General features: G+C 65.9%; 28 protein-coding genes. 15 read left to right on the plus strand and 13 right to left on the minus strand.

Annotated features, from left to right (window positions below; translation table 11 throughout):
- Positions 1–43 precede the first annotated feature (43 nt).
- The 5 genes from HWX69_RS10770 to HWX69_RS10790 all read left to right on the plus strand — a co-directional run bounded on the left by HWX69_RS10770 (position 44) and on the right by HWX69_RS10790 (position 4,886).
- Entirely contained in the window at positions 44–349 is a 306-nt protein-coding gene (locus HWX69_RS10770; protein ID WP_254860421.1) for a hypothetical protein, read from the plus strand.
- A 194-nt stretch (positions 350–543) separates the two neighbouring features.
- Positions 544–2,910, plus strand: coding sequence for a DUF7282 domain-containing protein (locus tag HWX69_RS10775; protein ID WP_218644780.1), 2,367 nt, complete (start codon positions 544–546; stop codon positions 2,908–2,910).
- 290 nt (positions 2,911–3,200) lie between these two features.
- Positions 3,201–4,184, plus strand: a complete 984-nt coding sequence (locus HWX69_RS10780) for a transcription initiation factor IIB (protein WP_178917105.1) — start codon at positions 3,201–3,203, stop codon at positions 4,182–4,184.
- Positions 4,185–4,261: 77 nt separating this feature from the next.
- Positions 4,262–4,669, plus strand: a complete 408-nt coding sequence (locus HWX69_RS10785; RefSeq protein WP_178917106.1) for a hypothetical protein — start codon at positions 4,262–4,264, stop codon at positions 4,667–4,669.
- Between the two features lie 43 nt (positions 4,670–4,712).
- Complete coding sequence (locus HWX69_RS10790; RefSeq protein ID WP_178917107.1) at positions 4,713–4,886, plus strand: DUF7836 family putative zinc-binding protein; 174 nt, start codon at positions 4,713–4,715, stop codon at positions 4,884–4,886.
- A 15-nt stretch (positions 4,887–4,901) separates the two neighbouring features.
- Here the strand turns inward: HWX69_RS10790 and HWX69_RS10795 are convergent, their stop codons facing one another.
- Together HWX69_RS10795 and HWX69_RS10800 are read right to left on the minus strand one after the other, a co-directional pair.
- Positions 4,902–5,300: an OsmC family protein gene (locus HWX69_RS10795; protein WP_178917108.1), complete on the minus strand. Its 399-nt coding sequence runs from the start codon at positions 5,298–5,300 to the stop codon at positions 4,902–4,904.
- A gap of 54 nt (positions 5,301–5,354) precedes the next feature.
- The gene (locus HWX69_RS10800; RefSeq protein ID WP_178917109.1) at positions 5,355–6,074 is read right to left on the minus strand and encodes a metal-dependent hydrolase; all 720 of its coding nucleotides are present in this window, start codon (positions 6,072–6,074) and stop codon (positions 5,355–5,357) included.
- A 118-nt stretch (positions 6,075–6,192) separates the two neighbouring features.
- Between HWX69_RS10800 and HWX69_RS10805 the strand changes: the two genes are divergently transcribed.
- Positions 6,193–6,618 (plus strand): GNAT family N-acetyltransferase, encoded by a 426-nt coding sequence (locus HWX69_RS10805; RefSeq protein WP_178917110.1) that lies wholly within the window; start codon positions 6,193–6,195, stop codon positions 6,616–6,618.
- A 28-nt stretch (positions 6,619–6,646) separates the two neighbouring features.
- Here the strand turns inward: HWX69_RS10805 and HWX69_RS10810 are convergent, their stop codons facing one another.
- Together HWX69_RS10810 and HWX69_RS10815 are read right to left on the minus strand one after the other, a co-directional pair.
- Complete coding sequence (locus HWX69_RS10810; protein WP_178917111.1) at positions 6,647–6,982, minus strand: 2Fe-2S iron-sulfur cluster-binding protein; 336 nt, start codon at positions 6,980–6,982, stop codon at positions 6,647–6,649.
- On the minus strand, positions 6,983–8,386 hold the full coding sequence (locus tag HWX69_RS10815; RefSeq protein ID WP_178917112.1) for a selenium-binding protein SBP56-related protein: 1,404 nt from the start codon (positions 8,384–8,386) through the stop codon (positions 6,983–6,985).
- A gap of 186 nt (positions 8,387–8,572) precedes the next feature.
- Between HWX69_RS10815 and HWX69_RS10820 the strand changes: the two genes are divergently transcribed.
- Positions 8,573–9,343, plus strand: a complete 771-nt coding sequence (locus HWX69_RS10820) for a fumarylacetoacetate hydrolase family protein (RefSeq protein ID WP_178917113.1) — start codon at positions 8,573–8,575, stop codon at positions 9,341–9,343.
- Here HWX69_RS10820 and HWX69_RS10825 read toward each other — a convergent pair.
- Entirely contained in the window at positions 9,340–9,807 is a 468-nt protein-coding gene (locus HWX69_RS10825; RefSeq protein WP_178917114.1) for a transporter, read from the minus strand. The two genes, HWX69_RS10820 and HWX69_RS10825, sit on opposite strands and share 4 nt — an antisense overlap.
- A gap of 79 nt (positions 9,808–9,886) precedes the next feature.
- Between HWX69_RS10825 and yqeC the strand changes: the two genes are divergently transcribed.
- Entirely contained in the window at positions 9,887–10,618 is a 732-nt protein-coding gene (yqeC, locus tag HWX69_RS10830) for a selenium cofactor biosynthesis protein YqeC (protein WP_178917115.1), read from the plus strand.
- Between the two features lies 1 nt (position 10,619).
- On the opposite strand, the gene HWX69_RS10835 is transcribed toward yqeC, so the two are convergent.
- The 5 genes from HWX69_RS10835 to HWX69_RS10855 are packed head-to-tail and all read right to left on the minus strand — an operon-like array spanning position 10,620 to position 17,267.
- Complete coding sequence (locus tag HWX69_RS10835; protein ID WP_178917116.1) at positions 10,620–11,249, minus strand: SIMPL domain-containing protein; 630 nt, start codon at positions 11,247–11,249, stop codon at positions 10,620–10,622.
- Positions 11,250–11,291: 42 nt separating this feature from the next.
- The gene (locus tag HWX69_RS10840; protein ID WP_178917117.1) at positions 11,292–12,002 is read right to left on the minus strand and encodes an SDR family NAD(P)-dependent oxidoreductase; all 711 of its coding nucleotides are present in this window, start codon (positions 12,000–12,002) and stop codon (positions 11,292–11,294) included.
- 36 nt (positions 12,003–12,038) lie between these two features.
- Complete coding sequence (gene mobA / locus HWX69_RS10845) at positions 12,039–12,653, minus strand: molybdenum cofactor guanylyltransferase (protein WP_178917118.1); 615 nt, start codon at positions 12,651–12,653, stop codon at positions 12,039–12,041.
- On the minus strand, positions 12,646–15,798 hold the full coding sequence (fdhF, locus tag HWX69_RS10850; RefSeq protein WP_178917119.1) for a formate dehydrogenase subunit alpha: 3,153 nt from the start codon (positions 15,796–15,798) through the stop codon (positions 12,646–12,648). The genes mobA and fdhF overlap by 8 nt, the downstream gene beginning before the upstream one ends.
- Complete coding sequence (locus HWX69_RS10855; protein WP_178917120.1) at positions 15,795–17,267, minus strand: NADH-ubiquinone oxidoreductase-F iron-sulfur binding region domain-containing protein; 1,473 nt, start codon at positions 17,265–17,267, stop codon at positions 15,795–15,797. Before HWX69_RS10855 ends, fdhF begins: the two co-directional genes overlap by 4 nt.
- Before the next feature lie 100 nt (positions 17,268–17,367).
- On the opposite strand from HWX69_RS10855, the gene hisC reads away from it, so the two are divergent.
- Genes hisC through HWX69_RS10875 form a run of 4 tightly spaced genes read left to right on the plus strand, consistent with a single transcriptional unit; the run spans position 17,368 to position 20,133 of the window.
- A complete protein-coding gene (gene hisC, locus HWX69_RS10860; RefSeq protein WP_178917121.1) occupies positions 17,368–18,435 on the plus strand; it encodes a histidinol-phosphate transaminase in 1,068 nt (355 codons plus the stop codon).
- Positions 18,432–18,938, plus strand: coding sequence for an adenylate kinase family protein (locus tag HWX69_RS10865; protein ID WP_178917122.1), 507 nt, complete (start codon positions 18,432–18,434; stop codon positions 18,936–18,938). Before hisC ends, HWX69_RS10865 begins: the two co-directional genes overlap by 4 nt.
- Positions 18,935–19,564: a CDP-alcohol phosphatidyltransferase family protein gene (locus tag HWX69_RS10870; protein WP_178917123.1), complete on the plus strand. Its 630-nt coding sequence runs from the start codon at positions 18,935–18,937 to the stop codon at positions 19,562–19,564. The genes HWX69_RS10865 and HWX69_RS10870 overlap by 4 nt, the downstream gene beginning before the upstream one ends.
- A gap of 38 nt (positions 19,565–19,602) precedes the next feature.
- Positions 19,603–20,133, plus strand: a complete 531-nt coding sequence (locus HWX69_RS10875) for a multiprotein bridging factor aMBF1 (RefSeq protein WP_178917124.1) — start codon at positions 19,603–19,605, stop codon at positions 20,131–20,133.
- Here the strand turns inward: HWX69_RS10875 and HWX69_RS10880 are convergent.
- Positions 20,117–20,923: an alpha/beta fold hydrolase gene (locus HWX69_RS10880; protein ID WP_178917125.1), complete on the minus strand. Its 807-nt coding sequence runs from the start codon at positions 20,921–20,923 to the stop codon at positions 20,117–20,119. The genes HWX69_RS10875 and HWX69_RS10880 overlap by 17 nt on opposite strands.
- 1 nt (position 20,924) lies before the next feature.
- Entirely contained in the window at positions 20,925–21,113 is a 189-nt protein-coding gene (locus tag HWX69_RS10885) for a hypothetical protein (RefSeq protein ID WP_178917126.1), read from the minus strand.
- Here HWX69_RS10885 and HWX69_RS18280 point away from each other — a divergent pair.
- The 3 genes from HWX69_RS18280 (at position 21,112) to tpiA (ending at position 22,222) form a co-directional block, all read left to right on the plus strand.
- Positions 21,112–21,243 carry a hypothetical protein gene (locus HWX69_RS18280; RefSeq protein ID WP_281361569.1) on the plus strand — a complete coding sequence of 44 codons (132 nt, stop codon included), beginning with the start codon at positions 21,112–21,114 and terminating at the stop codon, positions 21,241–21,243. The genes HWX69_RS10885 and HWX69_RS18280 overlap by 2 nt on opposite strands.
- A 79-nt stretch (positions 21,244–21,322) precedes the next feature.
- Positions 21,323–21,529, plus strand: a complete 207-nt coding sequence (locus HWX69_RS10890) for a DUF7511 domain-containing protein (protein WP_178917127.1) — start codon at positions 21,323–21,325, stop codon at positions 21,527–21,529.
- A 48-nt stretch (positions 21,530–21,577) separates the two neighbouring features.
- Positions 21,578–22,222 carry a triose-phosphate isomerase gene (tpiA, locus tag HWX69_RS10895; RefSeq protein WP_178917128.1) on the plus strand — a complete coding sequence of 215 codons (645 nt, stop codon included), beginning with the start codon at positions 21,578–21,580 and terminating at the stop codon, positions 22,220–22,222.
- Between the two features lie 6 nt (positions 22,223–22,228).
- Here the strand turns inward: tpiA and HWX69_RS10900 are convergent, their stop codons facing one another.
- Positions 22,229–22,705 carry an HTH domain-containing protein gene (locus HWX69_RS10900; RefSeq protein WP_178917129.1) on the minus strand — a complete coding sequence of 159 codons (477 nt, stop codon included), beginning with the start codon at positions 22,703–22,705 and terminating at the stop codon, positions 22,229–22,231.
- Between the last annotated feature and the right edge of the window lie 119 nt (positions 22,706–22,824).

Here is a 22,824-nt window from a genome sequence, read left to right on the forward strand (position 1 = left end):
TTGGGTAAGAGTATATGTACGTCGATAAGTTAGGTGGTTCATAGTGCTCGTCAGTATCGTCCAGGTGTTTGCCGTCCTGAACATCCTCCTGTTGGGTGCCCTACTGTACGTCTGGGGTGGCAACTGGTGGGAACTCCGGTCGAAACACACTCTCGGACTCGTCCTCTTCGGCGTGTTCCTCCTCGGTGAGAACGCCCTCGCCGCGTACCTGTTCATCTTCCACGCCGGCCTCTCGGCGTGGATTCACGACCCCAACATGGTTCCGTACCCCGCCCAACTCGCGCTCGCAACCCTCCGCGTCTTCGAGTTTGGCGGCCTCGCGTTCCTTACGTGGGTTACGTGGGACTGACCCGCTTCAGGTCCCCGTCATCCACCTAACTTTTCGCGCTGTTCGGCCAATACGTTTTTATTCTCCAGCTTGCGACGAGAGTTCCCACATTCACACCGAGAACCGGCAAAGAGGGCGGTAATCCGGACTGCTGTGGGTCGAATTTGGGTGTCAGTTCGGCAAATGCCTTTTTATACTTCTCGGAACAGTGTGCCATGCATCGACGCATAGGTGCAGTCGTCATGACTCTGCTCATGGTCGCGAGCGTCGCGACCGCGGGAGCGGGCGTCGTGTCGGCAAACCACGTAGCTTCAGCATCGATTTCAGACCAGACCAGCGGCGGCCACACGGTCGTCGTCGACGACGTGTACCTGCCCGAAGGCGGGTTCGTCGCGATTCACGACTCCAGCCTCAACGACGGCGGCGAGGCGGTGCTCACGAGTGTCCGTGGCACGTCCGGCTATCTCGAAGCCGGCAATCACAGCAACGTCACCGTGACGCTGGACGAGCCGCTCGAAGAGGACGACACGCTCATCGCGATGCCGCATCTCGACACCGACGGCGACCGAACCTACGAGTTCGTCTCCAGCGGTGGCGAGGAAGACGGCCCCTCGACGAACGAGGACGGCGACATCGTCATCGACAGCGCGAACGTGACCGCCAGCGCGACGGTGGCCATGTCCGACCAGTCGACCGGCGGCTCGTCGGTCTCCGTCGACCGCGTCGAACTCTCCGAGAGCGGCTTCGTGGCGATTCACGACAGTTCGCTTCTGGACGGCAACACCTTCGACAGCGTCCGCGGCGTCAGCGACGTCCTCTCTGCGGGCGTCCACGAGGACGTCCGGGTCGAACTCGACGACGAGCTCGACAACGAGGACACCATCATCCCGATGCCGCACAAGGACACCAACGACAACGGCGAGTACGACTTCGTCACCAGCGAGGGCGACGAGGACGGGCCGTTCGAGGACCCCAACTCCGACTTCGACATCGCGGTCGACACGGCGGCAGTGACGCCCACCGACGAGGCTAGCGTCTCGATGAACGACACGAACACGGGCGGGAACTTCGTCGTGGTCGACGAGGCGTTCCTGCCGAACGGCGGGTTCGTGACGGTTCACGACTCGACGGTACTCGACGGCGATGTCTTCGACAGCGTCCGCGGCACGAGCGAGTACCTCGCGCCCGGTACGCACGAGGACATCCACGTGACCCTCGACGAGCCGCTCGAAGAGGACGACACGCTCGTCCCGATGGCTCACCAGGACACCAACAACAACGAGGCCTACGACTTCCCGGACAGTGAGGGCCAACAGGACGGTCCCTACACGACCGACTCCGGTGACGCCGTCGTCGACACCGCCAACGCGACGGTGTCGGCGCTGGTCTCCGGCTCCCAGCAGGAATCCAACGGCAACACCGTGGCGGTTCACCACGTCGACCTCTCGGAGGGCGGCTTCGTGACGATTCACGACAGTTCGCTGCTCGGCGGGGCGACGTTCGACAGCGTCCGCGGCACCAGCGAGTACCTCGAAGCCGGCTTCCACTCCGACGTGGAGGTCACGTTGGACGAACCGATGAAGACCTCCCAGACGGCCATTCCGATGGCCCACCGGGACACCAATGGCAACGAGGAGTACGACTTCGTGACCAGTGAAGGCGCCGACGACGGCCCCTACACTGCCAACGGCAACGCAGTCGTGGACACGTACCGAGCGAGCGTGCAGGCACAGGTGACGTTCACCGGTCAGGAGGACGTTTCCGACACCGTCACCATCGACAGCGTCACGCTGCACAACGGCGGCTTCGTCACGCTGCACGACTCGACGGTGCTCGACGGCGCGGTCTTCGACAGCGTCCGTGGCACCAGTGAGTACCTCGGCCCCGGCACACACGAGAACGTCAGCGTCTCTATCGACGAGGTGCCCGGCGGCGAGGACACCTTCGTCGCGATGCCGCATCTCGATACGAACGGCAACGAGGCCTACGACTTCGTCACCAGCGAAGCCGCAGACGACGCACCGTACACGGTCGCTGGTAACGCCAACGTGGCCCCCGCGACGGTGAGTGCAGTCCCGGAGGCGAGCGTCTCCATCTCCGACCAGACGACCGACGGCGAGTCCGTCACCGTCGACAGCGCCTCCCTCTCGCAGGGTGGGTTCGTGACGATTCACGACGGGACGCTCCTTGACGGTGCGACCTTCGACAGCGTTCGCGGCACCAGCGAGTACCTCGAATCCGGCGACCACTCCGATATCGAAGTCAGCCTGGATACGCCGTACGAGGGGGACGGCACCGCCGTCGCGATGCCGCATCTCGATACGAACGGCAATCAGGAGTACGACTTCGTCGACACCGAAGGCGGCGAGGACGACCCCTACACCACGGAGGGTGGCGACATCGTCCTCGACGACGCCTCGCTGACGGTCGAAGGCGGCATGGGCGAGACGACCGAGACGGACGGTATGGACGACATGACCGAAACCGACGGTGGTTCCAGTGGTGACGGCGCCGGCTTCGGTGCGGTCGTCGCGCTGCTCGCCATCCTCGGCTCGGTGCTGGCCGCTCGCCGACTGAACTGACGACGGACGCGACGCCGCGTCCGACTCGGAAACGGCGGGCCGGCCGCCGTGGCGGTTTTTATGTGGTGTCCAGCGCTCGTAGCAACATTTATCACTAACAATCGTTGGGCAAAGGATGCCACACGACATACGGTAACACACAATACTGTCTCTACTGCCCGATATCGGTGTATTCGAGCCACACGCCTGCGAAAGGTTTAAGTACCTTTCGGACTAACATACTGTTAGCAACAGTCCGATACCGGATTTCTTCGGGTTTTCCACCTCCGGAGACGGGCGTAACCCATACAATGAGCGATACAAGCATCCGAACCTACACCGACGAGCGAAGTACCGAGACGACGACCGAGCGAGCCGACGAGCACGAACACGAAGACACGACGGTGTGTCCGGAGTGTGGCGCCCGCCTCGAATCGGACACCGAACACGGCGAGACGGTCTGCAGCGAGTGCGGACTGGTCGTCGAGGAGGACGAAATCGACCGCGGGCCGGAGTGGCGGGCCTTCGATTCAGCCGAAAAGGACAGCAAATCCCGCGTCGGCGCCCCGACGACGAAGATGATGCACGACAAGGGGCTGTCGACGAACATCGGCTGGCAGGACAAAGACGCCTACGGCAACTCCCTGTCGAGTCGCCAGCGCCAGAAGATGCAGCGGCTCCGCACCTGGAACGAGCGGTTCCGCACCCGTGACTCCAAGGAGCGCAACCTCAAGCAGGCACTCGGCGAAATCGACCGTATGGCGAGTGCGCTCGGCCTCCCCGAGAACGTCCGCGAGACAGCCTCGGTCATCTACCGCCGAGCGCTGCAGGACAACCTCCTGCCCGGCCGCTCCATCGAGGGCGTCGCCACGGCATCGCTGTACGCCGCCGCCCGACAGGCCGGCGTCCCCCGCAGCCTCGACGAGGTCGAACGCGTCTCCCGCGTCGACAAGATGGAACTCACGCGGACCTACCGCTACATCATTCGCGAGCTGAACCTCGAGGTCAAGCCGGCCGACCCCGAGAGCTACATCCCCCGGTTCGTTAGCGACCTCGACCTCTCGGATGAAGTCGAGCGTCGGGCCCGAGACCTCATCGACGCCGCCCGCGAGGACGGCATCCTTTCGGGGAAGTCGCCGGTCGGCCTCGCCGCCGCCGCGGTGTACGCCGCCGCGCTGCTCTGCAACGAGAAGGTCACTCAGAGCGACGTCAGCGAGGTGGCCGACATTTCGGAGGTCACCATCCGTAACCGATACAAAGAGTTGCTGGAGGCCGGCGACGTCGTAACGGCCTAATCGGGTTCGGATTCATCGCTCGATTCGCAGCGTGAAACGTTTTCAATCGCTTTTACTGATGCCACACAGCGTAGCGTATGCGACGACGGGAGTTCATCGTCGGTTCGGGTACTGCAGCGACGGCGGCCCTCGCCGGCTGTCTCGGCGACGATGTCGACCACAGGGCGGCGTTTCGTGACGACGTCGAATCCAGCGGTGTCACACTCGACGCGTTGGCGTTGGATTCGGGCGTCGTCTCGGTGGAGTACGACAGCGACAGCGTCGGCGACGACCTCGGTGCCGTCGCCGTCGCCTTCGCCGACCGGGTCGGCGAGGGATGGACCGTCGAGAAACTCGACAGCATCGCCTATGCCGACCGGACGCTGACGTGGTACGCCGAGGGAGCCTGGGCAAGCGCCTACGTCTCCGGCGACATCGACGCAAGCGAGTACGGCCGCCGAATCAACGAGACGCTTGCCCCCGCTGTCGTCGTCGGCGACGACTGAATCGTGACAAAGGTTTTCATACCTGCCCGCCGTTGCCGGAGGTATGGAAACGTACGTCCGACTGCTGTGTCCCGAGTGCGGTAAGAACTGGCAGGATTCCCCGAGTGAGTTGCCCGACCCCGGCCGGACGTTCCACTGCCCGAACTGTCACGCGAGCAGACGGCTCTCGGAGTTCGCTCGAACCGAACACGACCTCCAGAACCTCAAGCAGTTCTGAAACGCGAACCCCGCGTTAGAAAGCGCCTGCCGTCACGTCGATGTCGGCCTGGAGCCCCTCACGGACCGCGGCGTGGACGTGACAGATCTCCTCGCCCAACTCGATGACGTTCTCGACTTGCTCGTCGTCGAGGTCCGCTTCGATGTGGAGGTGGAAGGCGATGGATTCGAGGTCGTCGTCGTCGTCGAGGGCGGCTTCGGCCTCGGCTTCAATTTTACCGAGGTCGATGTCGAGTTCGCGCTGGGCGCCCGCTCGGCAGGCGAAACTGAAACAGGAGGCGTAGTCGGCGACGAGTACCTCGTTCGGTGTGGGGCCGTCCGACCCCGTGGCGTCGATGCTCAACTCGAAATCGCCGGCCCGGCTCAGTGCGTGAAACTTCTCTTCGTTGACCGTAGTGGTCTCGATGTCAGCCATTGCGAACGAACAATCGGCCGGCGAGTATAAAAAGGCGGTGTAGCCCTCGGACGCCTACAGGGTGTAGGACTCGTCGCCGTCGAGGATGACGGCTTCGGCGCCGGCGCCCGTAGCCTTCAGTTCGCGCTCGAAATCCTCCGTGTCGATTTCTATCGGCGGGAACGTGTCGTAGTGCATCGGGCAGGCGTAGTCGACGCTCAGCCAGTCGGCTGCGATGGCGGCTTGGGCCGGCCCCATCGTGAAGTGGTCGCCGGCGGGAAGCGCCGCGAAGTCGGGTTCGAGGAACGGGGCGATGACCTCGCGCATCTCGACCATGAGACTGGTGTCGCCGGCGTGATAGAACGTGGTGGTGTCGGGGTCGGACTCCTGTGTCGGCTTCTTGTCGCTGATGACGAAACCGGCCGGCATCCCCGCCGAGGCACCGTAGTCGGTTTCGATGCCGTTGGTGTGGTCGGCCCGAACCATCGTCACCCACGCGTCGCCGCACTCGACGGTTCCTCCGAGGTTCATTCCCATCCCCCCGACGGCGCTGTCGTAGCCGAAGTTGTCCTCGGCATAACTGACGAGTTCGGGCACGGCGACCAGCGTCGCCCCCGAGAAGCGGTCGGCGTCGCCGATGTGGTCGGCGTGGCCGTGGGTCAACAGGACGTAATCGGGGTCTACCTCCTCCGGGTCGGTGTCAGTCATCGGGTTTTCGAAGAACGGGTCGATGAGCAGGTCGGTGTCGTCGACCGTGACGTGCCACGTCGAGTGGCCGTAGTAGGTGAGTTCCATTGCGCCTTGGACTACTCCCGTCAGCGTATTAAGCGTGGGTGCCGCTCAGATACCGCAAGCGCGAGGGGGAAATACGACGACCGGAAACGTCAGGCCGTTCGGCGCACACGCCTCGCGTATGGACGTTCGCCGGGTCGAAACCGACAGTGAACTGGACGACGCCCTCGCAGTCCGACGCGAGGTGTTCATCGACGAACAGGGCGTCCCCGAACACAGGGAACTCGACGGCAAAGACGACGAGGCGATACACTTCCTCGCGACCGACGAGGGAACGGCAGTCGGGGCGGCGCGGATGCGGGCCTACGACGAGACGACGGCGAAGGCCGAGCGGGTCGCCGTCGTCGAATCGCACCGCGGAACCGGCCTCGGCCGAGCACTGATGGAGGCGCTCGAAACGGAGGCCGCCGACCGCGGCTACGACGAGGTCGTTCTCCACGCACAGGTCCCGGTCGTCGCTTTCTACGAACGCCTCGACTACGAGGTGACGAGCGAAGAGTTCGAAGACGCCGGTATCCCCCACCGCGAGATGCGGAAGCGACTCTGACCGACGAACGGTTCCGTTTCAATCGTTCTCACTTCCAGGGAGTGCCGACGACTTCGGCCTGAATCTCGTGGCCGACGCGCAGTCGGCAGTCGGATTCGGGTGTGGCGATACACGGCAGGACGTACCCGGCTTCGAGCGAGCGGGGTTTCAGCGCCCGAGGGGGCTTCCGATGGCTCATCTCGCCTTCGAGTAGTTCCGCGGTGCAGGTGCCACAAGCACCGTAGAGACAGCCGTACGGAAGGGCCACGCCGGCCCGCTCGGCGGCGTCGACGACGGCTTCACCGCTGCCGACCCGAACCGTCTCGGTCCGTCCATCCGGCCAGACGAGTTCGACGACATCGGTGGCCGTCTCCGGGGCGAGCATTCACTGCCAGACGTCGCTGGTGCAGTCGCCGCCGGGCCAGCGAATCTCGTGGGCGCGTGCGGGTCCACCCGGTGCGTCGCCGAAGTCGACGAGGAACTCCTCGTCCAACTCCATCCGCCCTTCCTCGGGGTACACGTCTGCTTTCAGCATCAGCGACCCCTCCTCGGCGATGTCAGGGAAGAACTGGTTGTCCCACGAGGAGAACAGCGACGTCGTCCAGTAGAGTCGCCGGCCGTCTCGCGAGAGCTGGAGCATCTGTGGTGCGCCGCGTATCTCCTCGCCTCCGACCTCCTGTCGGTCGCCGAAGAGGCCGCCGGCCCACACCTGGTCGACCAGTCGCGGATTACCCGCATCACTCACGTCGTACATCCGCACGTCCCCGTGGAGCCAGTTCGAAAAGAACAGGTACTGGTCGTCCAGCGACAACAGGAGGTCCGTGATGAGCGGCGGGACCGGCATGTCCCAGTCCTCGTGTTCCCGGGCATCCTCGTCGATGACGACGTCCCAGTCCCACCGTCCGTCGTCGGTCTCGTAGAAGCGGATGACGTTCGAGGACAGCGCCGCTCCGACGTATCCCTGCGTTTCCTCGGGGTTGTGGCTCATCCGAACTTCGAGCGGAATCCGACCCTGCTCGCCGAAGGTGAGCGTCTGTTGGTGCTCGCGGTCGTTCCACGACCAGATGTGGATACTGTCGCCGTACTTGCCGTTCTCGACGTCGTCGAGGTCGAACCCCGGATAGTACGTGTTCGGTGCGGCCCACTCACTTGAGATGAGGACGTCGTGCCGTGGCTGGTACCAGTAGTCGTAGTTCATCTCCATCTCGCCGCGGCCGGCCTCCCAGTGGCCGTCGATGCTGAAATCCTCCTGGTCCAACTGGAGGAAGCCACCGGGGAGTTTACCGTCGGAATCGCCCAGCATACTGATGACGATTTTCCCACCGGGGACACAGTGGACGGTGTGCGGTGCCGAGAGGTTGTACTCGAACACCTCTTCGGGTTCGATGACCTTCACCATCTCGGGGTCTCGTGGGTCTTCGGCGTCGATGATGTGGATGCGTGAGGACCGTTGGCCGGGGACGACCAGATACTGTCGGGACAGCCCCTCGGCGTGACAGGACGACGAGCAGGCGTTCCAGCCGAAGTGATGCAGTTCGTCGCCCTTGTTGGGCATCTCTATCACGTCGATGAGTTCACTGTACGTCTCCGAATCGGGGTCGAGGTCGACGATGCCGACGAAATCCGGCCCGTCGTTCTCCATGCCGACTCGTGGCGCCATCACGTAGGCCGTCTTCTCCCGACTGCTCTCGGTTCGCATCGCGGCCGGCGTCGGATACCCCGGCCCCTCGACTTCGTGGTGTTCGTGGCCATGCTCCTCGGAACCATGAGTAGAGTTATCAGTACTCATACCGTCCATGATTCGGGACCAACCTAATTAATAATGTGGGTCTATCCGCGAGCGCCTTGACGCCGCCGTGGATAGAGCGACACCGCGCGGCTACTCACGGCAGCCGTCGCTGCCGGCTCAAAAAGCGTGGGGGCAGGCTACTGGAACCGCGAACGCTTAAGCCACGGCCGGCCGTCGGACGCCGATATGAGATACGTCCGATTCCGCGACCCCGAAGGGACGGTGCGCCGCGGCGAGTGGACCGACGAGGCCGGCGCCGAAATCGACGCCTATCCGGTAGACGAGGGGCGAATCGACCTCGGCGAGGAAACGGTCGCCGCCGACGATGTCGAGATACTGCCGCCGTGTGACCCCTCGAAAATCGTCTGTGTCGGCCTCAACTACGCCGACCACGCCGCCGAACAGGGCAAGGAGGTCCCCGACCGCCCGCTTCTGTTCCTCAAACCGCCGAACGCGGTCGCCAGCCACGGCCAGACCGTCGAGTTGCTGCCCGACAAGCAGCGACTCGACTACGAGGCCGAGTTGGGCGTCGTCGTCGGCGAGCGCTGTCGGAACGTCGACGCCGACGACGCCGAGTCGGTCATCGCGGGGTACACCTGCGTGAACGACCTCTCGAACCGCGACGACCAGTCCGTCGAGACCAACTGGGTCCGAGGGAAGGCCTTCGACGACGCTGCACCAATCGGCCCAGTTGTGGCCTCACCCGACGAGGTGCCCGACGACGCCGCCGTCCAGTGTCGGGTCAACGGCGAACTCCGACAGGACTCCTCCCGGGAGCAGTTCATCTTCTCGGTGCCGGAGCTCATCGAGGAGATTACGGCGTACCTGACGCTGGAGCCCGGCGACGTGATTTCGACGGGAACGCCCGAGGGCGTCGGCCCGTTGGACGACGGTGACACTGTCGAGGTGACCGTCGAGGGCGTCGGGACGCTCGAAAACGAGATTCGGATTCCCTAGAAGGGCAGGCCGTATCGACCGGCAACACCCAGAAGCCCGGCGACGACGAGCAGTAACGCGGCGAAGACGGCGGCGGCGAGATAGAACGGCCGGGCGTCGCGGGCCGGTTCCCGGATTTTCCCCGACTCGATGCCACGCTGTGCGCGGGCGCTACCGATTTCGACGACCGCCGCGAGCGCGAGCCACAGCGCCAGCATCGTGAGGACGAGGTGACCGCTTCCGCTTCCAGTCAGCGATTCGACGGAGTACAGCGTCCCCGCGAGGTGGCCGCCAGTGAGGAACGTCACGAGAACGCTGAGTCGCGTCACCCACTGGAGTTTCGAGACGATACTGCCGAAATTTTCGGGAGCGATGTCGCCGTCCATCGCAAGCGGAAGGACGGCGGCGACGACGAACAGGACCGCCCCGGCCCACAGCGACGCGAAGGCCGTGTGCAGGGTGTACATAATCGTATCCAAGACCATACGCCAACGCCGAACGCCGACCACAAATAAACACCCGAACCGGCAGAGCCGTTTTGTGTCGGGCCGTCGTCGCCTCGGTATGGACCTCAACGAGGCGTTCGACCCGGAGGGTGCGGTTGCCGTCGTCGGTGCCGGCGGCAAGAAGTCGACGCTGTATGCGCTTTCGGCCGCTCTCGACCGGGCCGTCGTAACCGCGACGGTTCGCATCCCGCCGTTCGAGGGCCACGTGGGTCGTCTCGTCGTCACCGACGACCCGGCCGGCGCCGTCGAGGCCGCCGGTCCTGACGACTGGCCACTCGGCGTCGTCCCGGGACGCGACGGCGACCGAGAGCGGTACCTCGGCTACGAGACGGCGACGGTCGAGAAACTGACCGACGCGACGGACGCGCCGATACTCATCAAGGCAGACGGGGCACGACGCCGGTGGTTCAAGGCGCCGGCCGACGACGAACCTCAGATACCGGAAACCGCCGACGTGGTCGTTCCCGTCGCGAGTGTTCGCGCGGTCGGCGAACCGCTGACCGACAAGCGCGTTCACCGCCCCGAACGCGTCGCCGAACTGACCGGGCTCGATATCGGCGAAGAGATACGTCCGGACGACATCGTGACCGTCCTGACGCACGACGACGGCGGCCTGAAGGGCGTTCCCGATGGGGCCCGCGTCGTTCCGCTTTTGAACATGGTCGACGACGAATCGTTGGAAACGACCGCCCGAGAAGTCGCGACGGACGTACTCGAACACCCACGAATCGACCGGGTCGTTCTCGGGCGGATGGACCTCCGGAACGTCGTCGACGTACTGACTGGGTGAGTCAGTCGCCGTCCCGAAGTTCGAAGGTAGCCTTGACGGAGGCTTCGATTTCGACGGGCCCGGGGTTGAACCCCGATTCGGCCGACCCGAGTGCATCGTCAACGATACTGTCCATCCCACTGGGCATGTTGTCTGTCGTCACCTCCAAAACCTCGCCGACGGTGAGGCCTTCGGCGGCCGCGATGGCTTCCGCCTTGCGGCGTGCGACCTCCATCGCATCGTCGAGCGCTTTCTCGCCGAGACGTAGTCGCTCCTCGTCGCCGACGTCGAAACTAATCCGCTCGATGCCGGACCTATCGCCAGCATCGAGCACTGCGCTCACGATATCGTCGGCCTGTTCGGGAACACAGTCGACGACCATCGAAAACTCCGCTCGGTACTCGGGGTCGTCGCTGTGTATCTCGAACCCGTTGTCCCTGTCCTCGATTTGAGCGTCGGTCCGACGGATGCAGTCTTCCGGCACGTCGGCTGCAGAGAGCGCGGCCCGAAGCGACGCTTCGGTGTCTCGGGCCCGTTCGTGTGCGATTTCGGCGATGTCGTCCCGTCCCGCCACCCACAGCCGGACTTCCGCGATGTCCGGTTGTGCTGCTGTACGCCCCGCCCCGCTCGTGGTGACCGTCCGTTCGGTCATACGTGTTCGTGACGGCGGGACGACATAGTTCCTCGTCCTGGATCACAGGAACTCGACGGTTCCGTTGCCGTTCGTGATGTGAACCTCGAAGTCCATCGTGTCGGTCGATTGTTCGACCAGCGTCCAGTACCGCTCGGCGATGGCGTCGGGGTCCAGATACGAGTCTGCGTCGTCCTCGACACCGTCCGGCGGTCGGATGACACCGTCGAGAACGACGTGGGCGACGTGAACACCCTCGGAACCGAGTTCCTGTGCCATCGACTGCGCGAGGCCACGGCAGGCGAACTTCGCGGCGCTGAAGCCGACCGACCCCGCGCGCCCACGGACCGAGGTCGTCGCGCCCGTGAAGATGACCGTTCCGCCGTCGCCGTCCAGCATATCCGAGACGGCTTCCTGCGAGCAGCGGAACGCCGCCTCCGGGCCGACGGCCATCGCCCGTCGGAAATCATCCGTCGATTGCTCCAAGAGGCCGTCCCAGGACGCGGCCGAGGCGTGATTGACGAGCACGTCGACGTCGCCGAATGCCTCCCGCGTCTCCGCGAAGGCGACCTCGATGTCGGACGGTTCGGCGAGGTCCGTCGGCACGGTGAGTGCCTCGCCGGGCGTCTCCTCGTCGAGGCGGGCCGCGAGTCCGTCGAGGTACGCCTCCGAGCGCGCCAGCAACGCGACCGAACAACCTTCCTCCGCGAATCGTTCGGCGAGCGACGCACCCAGTCCGGGGCCGACGCCGGCGATAACTGCAGTTCGTGGCATACCCGACAGACAGTTTCCGATGACAAGAGGGTGGCCCTACTCGCGGAGTCGCTCGGCGGCCCACTGCAAATCGTCGGGCGTGTCGACGCTCTCGAAACTATCGAGACTGCCGTGGGCGGTGAGATCGCTGCGCTCGACGACGACGTAGTCCAAGGAGAACAGCGGTTCGATGATGCGGGTGTCCTCCTCTTCGAGGGCGGCTTCACAGGCGTCTGCCATCGGTTCGGGTCGGTAGACGGCGTGCAGCGGCTCGAACCAGTCGCCGGGGCGAGGGACGGCGGTGTCGTGCCCCGCCGCGCGCTCGAAGAGATACTCGAAGAGGCCGGAATCGAGCAGCGGCATGTCGGCGGCGGCTACGGCCGCGTAGGGCGTTTCGACCGCTTTCAGCCCGGTCGCGATGCCGCCGACCGGTCCCCTGTCGGGTTCCTCGTCGATGGCGAACGTCGGGTCCAGTCCCGACAGTGCCTCGGCGATTGCCGCCCGCTGGTCGGCCCGGCAGTTGACGACGAGGCGGTCGGCCGCTTCCAGCAGTCCCTCGGCGGCGTGCCGAATCAACGGCTTTCCGGCGAGGTCGGCGACCGTCTTGTCGCGGGCCCCGAAGCGGACTGACCGACCGCCAGCGACGACGACGCCGGTACGCTCGTCAGTCATCGGTGGGTGCCGTCGCGCTCTCGCCGTCACTTTCGAGCGGTGTCACGCGGACGCTCGCGACCTTGTACTCGGGGATGCCGCTCGTGGGGTCGTAGCGCTCGCCGGTGAGGACGTTCGCCGCGCCGTCGGCGAAGTGCATCGGGACGAAGACGACGCCGTCGCCGGGGCGGTCGGTCACCCACGCCCGGACCTCGATTGCGCCGCGTTCGGACTCGACGCGAACCGTCTCGCCGTCGGTGACGCCGAGTCGCGTCGCCGTCTGGGGGTTGATTTCGACGAAACTCTCGCCGACGTGGTCGGTCAGCGCGTCGACACGGCGGGTGAGCGTCCCCGTATGGAAGTGATACAGGACGCGCCCGGTGGTCAGCGTCAGGGGGAACTCCTCGCTGGGGAGTTCGCCGGGTTCACCCATATCCGCGGGGACGAACCGGGCCATCCCGTCGTCGAAGTTGAAGCCGTCGGCGTAGAGGAATTTCGTTCCGGGGTCGGCTCCGTCTCTGCAGGGCCACTGGAGGCCACCCTCGCGTTCGATGCGGTCGTGACTGATGCCGCCGTAAATGGGTGCGACGCGGGCGATCTCGTCCATGATTTCGGCTGAGTCGTCGTAGTTCCAGTTCGCGCCCATTCGGTTGGCCAGCGACTGGACGATACGCCAGTCGGGGCGAGCCTCACCGGGCGGGTCGACGGCGGGATTGACTATCTGGACGCGCCGTTCGGTGTTGGTGAACGTCCCCGACTTCTCGGCGAAGGACGCGGCCGGCAACACTACGTCGGCGTGGTCTGTCGTCTCCGTCTCGAAGATGTCGACCACGGCGAGAAACTCCAGTTTCTCGAGGGCGCTCTCGGCGTGGCGGATGTCCGGTTCCGACAGCGCCGGGTTCTCGCCCATCACGAACAGGCCGCGCACGTCGCCAGCGTGGATAGCTTCGAACACCTCGGTGACCTTCAGGCCGATTTCCTCGGGTGGGCGGACGTCCCACTCGGCCTCGTAGCGGTCGACCGTCTCGGGGTCGGTCACGTCGCCGTAGCCAGGGAGTTTGTTCGGCAGCGTCCCCATGTCGCCACCACCGCCTTGGACGTTGTTGTGGCCGCGGAACGGCGAGAGGCCGGCGTTCGGCTTGCCGACGTTGCCCGTCAACAGCGCGAGGTTCGCCATCGCGAGCACGTTGTTCGTCCCGTGGCTGTGCTGAGTGAGTCCCATCGCCCACCCGAAGACGACCGAGTCGGCCTCGGCGATGGTTTCGGCGGCCTGTTTCAACTCCTCGGGAGCGATGCCCGCCAGGCGCTCGACTTCCTCGGGCGTGAAGGGGTCGACCTTCTCTCGAAGCGCCTCGAAGTCCTGGACGTTCTCCGCGACGAAGTCGGCGTCGTAGCGGTCCTCCTCGATGATGTAGCGGGCCATCCCGTTGAGCCACGCCACGTCGTAGCCGGGGTTCGAGCGGAGGTACTGGTCGGCGTGTTCGGCGATGTCGACTTTCCGGGGGTCGACCACGACGAGGTCGGCGCCGTCGCGGACGTTCCGCTTGATTTTCGTCGCCAGCACTGGGTGGGATTCGGTGGTGTTCGTCCCCGACAGCAGGTAGGCGTCGGCGTTGGCTACGTCCTCGATGCTGTTGGACATCGCGCCGTAGCCGACCGTCTGGAGCAGCGCCGCGACAGTCGAGGAGTGACACAGTCGCGCGCAGTTGTCGACGTTCGGCGTCTCCAGTACCGTCCGGGCGAACTTCTGGAGGAGGTAGTCGTCCTCGTTGGTGCACTTCGAGGAGGCGAAGGCCGCGACCGAATCGACGCCCCCTGTCTCGCGGATGCCGCCCAGTTCAGATGCCACGCGGTCGAGGGCCTCCTCCCACGAGGCTTCTCGCAGTTCGCCGTCCTCGCGAACCAGCGGCGTCGTCAGGCGGTCCTCGCGTTCGACGAAGCCGTAGCCGAACTTCCCCTTGACACAGGTCGAGAAGTCGTTTGCGGGGGCGGCTTCGAGGTCCGTCGCCCGGACCCCGAGTATCGAGTCGTCCTTCGAATACACGTCGAACCGGCAGCCGACGGCACAGTAGCCACAGGTCGTCTCCGTTTCGTCGACGCGTTTCAGTCGAGCGTCGCCGACGCGCTTTGCGATACCGAAGAGAAGCCCCTCCGAGAGGACTGTCGCCGCCATATCCTCGGCGAGGTGTTCGCCGAACTTCATCGCGCGAGCGCCGAGTCCCCTCGCGCCGTCGGTCGCCTGCCGCTTTGCTCGCTGCATGAAGCCGTCGACGCCCGGTTCGGCTTCCGTCCCGCTGCTATCACCGTCGTCACGCTCCAGCACCTCGCCGACGGAGTTCCGCTGGGAGAATCCCGGCAAGGGGAGGGTCGTCGCGTCGACCAATCCCTCCTCGACGAGGCTGCCGGTCGGACACACAGTCGCGCAGTGGCCACAGGAGACACACGTCGAGTCGGCCATCGTCTCCGCGCCGGTCTGGAAGCCGATTCGGGTGTCCTCGCCGGTGCCCTCGACACGGAGGACGCCCTCCACTTGCACATCGTTGCAAGCCTCGACACAGCGGTTACAGAGGATGCACTTGTTGCGGTCGATGTTGATTGGCGAGGAGGCGTCCAGCGGTTCGTACTCGTCACGTTCGTCGAAGACGCCGTAGCGGGGATGGGAGACCCCCGCCTCGATGGAGGCGTCCTGCAGTTCACAGCGGCCGTTCTTCCCGCAGGTCGTACATCTGAGGTTGTGATTCGAGAGCACCAAATCGAGGTTGACGCTGCGGGCCTCCTCGGCGTCCGGAGCCGTGGTCTCGACCGAGAGTCCGTCTTCGGCGGGTGTCGAGCAGGCGGCGACGAGGTCGCCGTCGGACTCGACGACGCAGGTCCGACACGTCGACCGCGGGCCGATTTCCTCGCCGGCGTCGGTCTCCCGGTCGTAGTGACACAGCGCCGGGACCTCTCTTCCAGCGGCTTCGACGGCGTCCAGAAGCGTCGATTCGGGCGGGACGACCACCGTCTCGCCGTCGACGGTGAGCGTCGCGGCGGCATCGGTCTCCGAGTCCTGCCTCGGCGGGTCGTTGGCAGTTCCGGTCCGGAAGTCCTCGGTCAGCGGCGTCGACGGCCGAGGGTCCTCGATGTCCGGTATCCCTGGCGTCGGTCCGGGTTCGTCGGCGCTCATTGCATCCCCCCGCAGGCGCCGGCCGGACACCTGCCGTCGGCGTGAGCGCGGAACTCACCCTCGAAGTCCTCCAGTGCTGTCCGGACGGGTCGAGCGGCGGTTTCGCCGAACGTACAGAGGCTCGTCGTCGCCATCACGCGACTCAACTCCCGAATCTCGCCGGCGTCGAACTCGCCGTCGTACACCGCCCGAAGCGCCTCGTGGAGTTGTTTCGACCCCTCGCGACAGGGGACACACCGGCCGCAGTTCTCCTCGCGGGCGAAAGCGGCGCGTTCCCCGACGCTGGCGACGATACAGCGGTCGGGGCCGAGCACTTCGACGACGCCCTCGGTGCCAAGCCCGGCCGCGCTCAGCGCGGGCGCGGCCACGGGAACGTCCAGCGAACGGGTTAGGCCGCCGAAACGACCGCCGACGGCGAACCGGGCGTTCGCCGGCGAATCGACCGCCGAAAGCGCTCTCGACAATGGCACGTCGGTCGGCAACTCGATGGTCGTCGGGGCGGCCACGTCGCCCCCGACGGAGACGAGACGCGTTCCGGGGTCGGCGGTGTCGGCGTCGAAGGCTTCGGGATTTCGCCAGAACTCGGCGGCCTGCAACAGCGTTCGCGGGGTGTGGACGGCGGTCGGCCGGCCGTACAGCCCCCACTCCTCGGGGCCGGGCGGGCGTCGTCGCGCCTCGATGCGGTCGTTGCCCTCCAGTCGCTCCAGCGCCATCGTCGGTTCGCCGAGTCGGAAGTCGTCTTCGGCGGCGACGACGTGCCATTCGCCGGCGGCTTCGAGGCGCTCGACGACGAGGGGGTCCTCGGCAGGAGCCAACACGATAACGTCCTCGGCGCCGACGACGGCGGCGACGGCGTCCGCGGCGTCGTACAGTCGTCCAGCGGCCGACGCACACAACAGTCGGTCCGCGTGAGCCTCCGGGTCGGCATCGGCTGCGTTTACAACGAGGACCGGGTCGCCGTCGGTCTCGCGTATCCGTCCCCACGATTCGGCGAGCGGTTCGTCCGCGGCCGCGTCGGCGCGTCCACGGCCCAGCAGGCCGATTTCCTCGACCGTCTCGAATGCCCTCTCGGGGTCGGCACGAACCTCGGGAGCGACCGGGTCGGGGGACGCTGTGGGAGCGTGCCAGCCACAACCTTCGAGGACGCGACGCGTGCCGACCGACAGCGGTCCCTCGGTCGGACGCGGTGGACCGTCGCCGTCGGTTACTGCTTCGGCCTCCGCTGTCGGAAGTGACCCCTCCTCGCAGGCGTCGACCAGTCGTTCGAGCGTCGAGTCTGTGACGGCGGCGTACAGCGCCGTCCGACCGTCGACTGTCACGTAGGCGTAAGGGCCGCTCGGCGCCCCCGTCGATCCGGTTTCGACGACCGCCGTTCGTTCGGCGCGGTCGCGGACGGCATCGAGTGAGTCCCGGTCGGCCGCCCCGGCGACGCTCACCCGCAGCGTCGGTCCGTCGGCTGAATCCGTCATCCCGTAGACGGTGGGACGACGCCGTGAAAAGCGTTGTCGCACCCCCGATGGCCGAACCGGATGGACGCCTACTTATGGGCCGCCGTACACAACGTTGGATATGGAACCACGGGACCTGTCGGCGCACGTCGCCTACGAGGCCGGCCGGGGCGTCGAGGAAGTCGCCCGCGAGTTGGGTCTCGACCCCGAATCTCTCGTGAAACTCTCCTCTAACGAAAACGCCTACGGACCCGCACCGAAGGCGGCAGAGGCGATTCGGGAGTACGCCCCGAACGTCCACACGTACCCGAAGTCGTCGGCGGCGGACCTCCGTGAAGAGCTCGCCGAGCAGTGGGCCGTCACGCCCTCACAGGTGTGGCTCGCGAACGGGGGCGACGGCGCGCTGGACTACCTCGCCCGCGCCATGCTCGACCCCGGCGAGTGTGTCCTCGTCTCCAAGCCCGGCTTCGCCTACTACGCGATGAGCGCCCGGTACCACCATGGTACCGTCTCGGAGTATCCGATTCGGAAATCGGAGGACTTCGAACAAACCGCGGACGCGGTCCTCCAACACTACGAGGGCGAGCGCATCGTCTACATCACCAGTCCGCACAACCCCTCCGGTAGCGAGATGTCGCTGTCGGAAGTCGAGACACTCGCCGACACGACCGACGAGGAGACGCTGGTGGTCGTCGACGAGGCCTACGGCGAGTTCTCCGACTCCCCGTCGGCGGTCTCACTCGTCGAGGAACGCGACGACGTGGCCGTCCTCCGGACGTTCTCGAAGGCGTACGGACTGGCTGGCGTCCGCCTCGGTTACGCCGTCGTCCCCCGCGAGTGGGCCGACGCCTACGCCCGGGTGAACACGCCGTTTGCGGCCTCGGAGATCGCCTGCCGGGCCGGCCTCGCCGCACTGGACGACCCGGACCACGTCGAGAAGACCGTCGAGGGAGCACGCTGGGCGCGACAGTACATGTACGACGAACTCGACTGTCACACCTGGGAGAGTTCGGGGAACTTCGTGCTGTGTGAGGTCGGCGACGGGACGGCCGTCGCCGAGGCGGCCCAACGCGAGGGCGTCATCGTCCGCGACACCACCTCCTTCGGCCTGCCGGAGTGTATCCGTGTCACTTGCGGTACGCGCGAGGAGACGAAACGCGCCGTAGAGGTGTTGAACAACCTATTATGAGGGTCATCGTCACCGGAACCCCGGGAACGGGCAAGACGACTGCGACCGACCTCGTCGACACCGACCTCAACGTGGTCCACCTCAACGACCTGATTCGTGATGAGGGACTGGCGATCGGCGAGGACCCCGAACGCGGCAGTCTCGTCGCCGACATCGACGCGCTTCGCGAGCGACTCGCCGACCGCCAGGACGTACTCGTCGAATCCCACCTCGCACACCACCTTGATGCCGACCGGGTCGTCGTGTTGCGGTGTCATCCCGAAACGCTGCGGGAGCGACTGCTGGACCGCGGCGAGGTCGAGTCGAAGGCCGAAGAAAACGCCGATGCGGAGGCACTGGACGTAATTCTCTCCGAAGCCGTCGACGCCCACGGTCTCGATAGCGTCTACGAAATCGACACGACCGACAGAACGCCCGAGGCAGTCGCCGCCGACATCGAAGCCGTCATCGCCGGCGAGCGAGCGCCGACGGCAGGGGAGGTGGAGTTCCTCGATTACCTATGACACTCGATAAATTCCGGCCGCTGGCCGACCGCATGCTCGAACCCTTCGTGACCGCTGCCGACCGCGTCGGCCTGTCGCCGGACGGCGTCAGCGTCATCGCCTTCGGCTTCGCCGTCTTCGCGGGTACCGCCTACGCACTGGCGGGGGCGGCGGCGGGGATCTGGCGTCCGGACCCGCTTCTGTACCTCCTCGGTGCGGCCTTCGTGTTGGTCAACGGCTGGCTGGACCTCTTAGATGGGGCGCTGGCCCGCCAGCAGGGAACCGACTCGAAAGCCGGCGACCTCCTGGACCACGTGCTGGATCGATACGCCGACATCGTCATCATCGCCGGACTGGCCGCCGGCACCGAGGAGTACCTCCTCGGCTTCCTTGCGGTTACTGGCGTGTTGATGACCTCCTATCTCGGGACGCAGGCACAGGCCGTCGGTCTCGACCGGGTGTACGGCGGCCTCGTCGGCCGCGCGGACCGGTTGGCCATCATCGGCGTCGTCACCGCCGCGGCCGCCTTCTACACCGCCGAACCGTACGGATTGACGCTCGTGGGGTGGCTGCTGGTTTTCTTCGCCGTCGTCGGTCACGTCACCGCACTCCAGCGGTTCTACTACTCGATGGTCGCCCTGGAGTAGGCGGAAAACCCTTTTGCGCCCCGACGATAAGGGCGAGTATGGTACAATGTGAGATGTGCGGCGCCGAGACGGCGTCGCCGAAGACCGTCAAGGTCGAGGGGGCCGAACTCGACGTGTGCGACGACTGCGCGGACTTCGGCACGGAGGTCCAGACACAGGACACGTCCTCGTCCTCGACGAAGTACTCCACGTCGTCCTCTTCGTCGTCCTCGTCGTCGTCCAGTTCCACGTCGTCTTCGTCCTCGTCGGGTGGCGGTGGTGGCCGACGCCGCGACATGTTCGACGAGATGGACGAGGTCGTCACCGACTACGACGACCGCATCCGTACCGCCCGGGAATCCGAGGGGCTCACCCAGGAGGAACTGGCGAACCAGCTCAACGAGAAGGCGAGTCTCATCCGGAAACTGGAGCGGGGTGACGTACTGCCGAGTGACAAAGTCCAGCGCAAACTCGAGAAGGCCCTCGACATCACGCTGTCCGAAGGCGGGTCGGCCGACGACAGCGAGTGGTCCGGTGGGTCCTCGACGGGCGGGACGACCCTCGGCGACGTCGTCAAGCGGAAGGACTGACGAACGAGACGCAGTCTTCTCGCGCTTCGCACAGCGTTTCGAGGTGGTCCGTCGACAACGCGACGGTTTCTGCACCGGTAGCCTCGGCGACGGCCGTCGCGACCGACGGTGGAACGTTCTCGTCGTCCTCGCCGAACCAGATTTTCACGGGTTCCTCAGGGTTCGGAACCGACCACGATTCGCTGAGCAGTGCGAACTCTCGTGCGAGCCACCTACTACCCTGTTCGCTCGCGGTCAGGGCGTCCTCGGCGAACACCTCGATTGGGTCGACGCCGTCGGGGACCGACAGCGAGGCGGGTTCGGCGTCGGTGTACAGCGACAGCGCGGCATCCGGGTTCCAACGGACGATGGGACGCTGGAGTGCGAAGAGCCCACGGAGCAGTATCGGCGCGTGCCGCCCGGCCACCGTGAGCGGGTCGGTCGGACCGGCTTCGGGCGGGCCGCTGGGGGCGAGGAGTCCCACGGCCGTTGCCCCCGGCGCGTCTCCGGCAGCGAGTGCGAATGGGCCGCCGCCGGAGAACCCGACGACGCCGAACTCGTCGATGCCGAGTTCCTCCGTCAGCGCTGCCACGTCCTCGCGCCACGAGTCGAAGTCGCGTCCGGCGTCGGGGTCGGAGGCGCCGATACCGGGGCGGTCGGGGGCGACGATACGAGCCGAACAGTCCTCGAAGAGGGCCGCCGAGCGGCGCGAACCGGGCGTGCCGTGACAGAAGACGACCGGCGGCGCGTCGGCGTCGCCGTACTCGTCGTAGGCGAGCGTGCGTCCGTCGGGGAGGGCAATCGTCTCCATCTCAGGCGTCGCTGTCGAACAGTACGTCGTCTATCTGTGGGTTCACGACCACTTCGTCGGTGTCGCCGACCGGGTCGTCCAACTCGACGGCCAGAAGGGGTGCCCCCGTCTTCGGGGCGTACGAGTACCTGACCACCGTCCCGAGTCGCGGTTCGCCGTCGACCGACACCCACGCGCGGCGTCCGTTCATGTCTCGGCGTAGCGACTCCGGCACCGTGTATCCGTCGTTCTCACGACTCGCCGTCGACGCTTCGGTGGGGAGCAGTACTCGGCGGATTCGCGTTCGCCGACTCAACGTGATGTGTGCGGCGTGGATATGATGTCTCTGGAACGCTCAATAGCCCTGTGGAGGGCAATTAGCAGCCGTTTTGGGCCGGGAGATAGGCCATCGAGATGTCGATGACGACCACGGGCGAGGGACTCGACGGGACGAACCGAACGCGAAACCACGAGCAGCCAATTACGCTCACGGCGGCCCTCGTCCGGTACGACGGTCGGCCCGACCGGCGGACCGTGTATCCACCGGGACTCTCGGGCGTCGCTCGGATGTCGACGTGGCTGACCGCCGACGCCGACGCGTTCGTCGACCTCGACGGTTCCCGCTGACGCGGTCGGCATGGACAACTATTTTGTGCCGGCAACCGCCCTCCCGCTATGTTCGTCCTCGTCAACCTGAAGGCGTACCCCTGTGACCCCGTCGAAGTCGCGGAGGCGGCCGCCGAAGTCGCCGACGCCACCGGCGTCCGAATCGCCGTCGCACCGCAGGCCGCACACCTCGACCGCGTCGCCGAGACGGGGGTCGAGACGTGGGCCCAACACGTCTCGCCCGTCGAGTACGGCTCTCACACGGGGTCGACGCTCGCGGAGGCCGCCGCCGACGCCGGCGCGATCGGGACGCTTCTGAACCACTCGGAGAATCGGCTAAAATTGGCCGACATCGACGCATCGCTCCGGGCCGCCGAGCGCGCCGACCTCGAAACCGTTGTCTGTGCGAACAACCCCCGGCAGATAGCGGCTGTGGCCGCACTCGACCCCGACGCCGTCGCCGTCGAACCGCCGGAACTCATCGGCACCGGAACGCCGGTGTCGAAAGCCGACCCCGACATCGTCACCGACTCGGTCGATGCTGCCGCGTCCGTTTCGGACGTGCCCGTCCTCTGTGGCGCCGGTATCTCCACCGGCGAGGACCTCGAGGCCGCCGCTGGCCTCGGAGCAGAGGGGGTCCTCCTCGCCTCTGGCGTCGCGAAAGCCGACAACCCGAAGGCGGCGCTCGAAGCCCTCGTCGACCCCGTGGTCTAATCACTGTCACTTCGGCGCCAGTCGGTCCGCTTGTCGCCCCGACTGCGAGGGTGTCGGGAGTTCCCCCGAGAGAAGCGTCTCGATGGCCGCTCTGACCGTGTAGGTCTCCCCGTCGACGGAATGCGGGAATACCCCCGCTAACTCTTGGTTTCGGTAGATGGCGAGACACAGCAACGGCGTCACGAGAACGCTGTGTTCGTCGTCGGCGATGGAACACCGAGTCCGTCTCTCGAAGGCCGGTTGGAGGCTGACCCCGTGGCGTTCCCCCCACGCCTCGAACTGCTCGAACTGGCCGACGACCTCGCGAGTGGGGCTCTCCTCACCATCCAACCGGACGCTCTCCGGCCACCCGCGGAGAACGACCCGGTCGACGAGTGGGCCGCGCTCACACCGCTCCAGCAGTTCGATGTTCGATTCGACCGATTCCGAGACGATTGGCTCCCGTGCATAACAGAGTACCGTGATTTTCGTATCCTTGGACATGTCTCTCTCCACGCAGTTCACCGGCGTGGTTGCCGGCGTCGAAAGAGGCTACTCCAGTGTCGGAAATAAGGGTAGTTACGGGGTGGTTGTGGTTCGCTTGGCACCGGCGAGGGCGTCCG

It is taken from the genome of Natronomonas gomsonensis (assembly GCF_013391635.1).
Taxonomy (GTDB): domain Archaea; phylum Halobacteriota; class Halobacteria; order Halobacteriales; family Haloarculaceae; genus Natronomonas; species Natronomonas gomsonensis_A.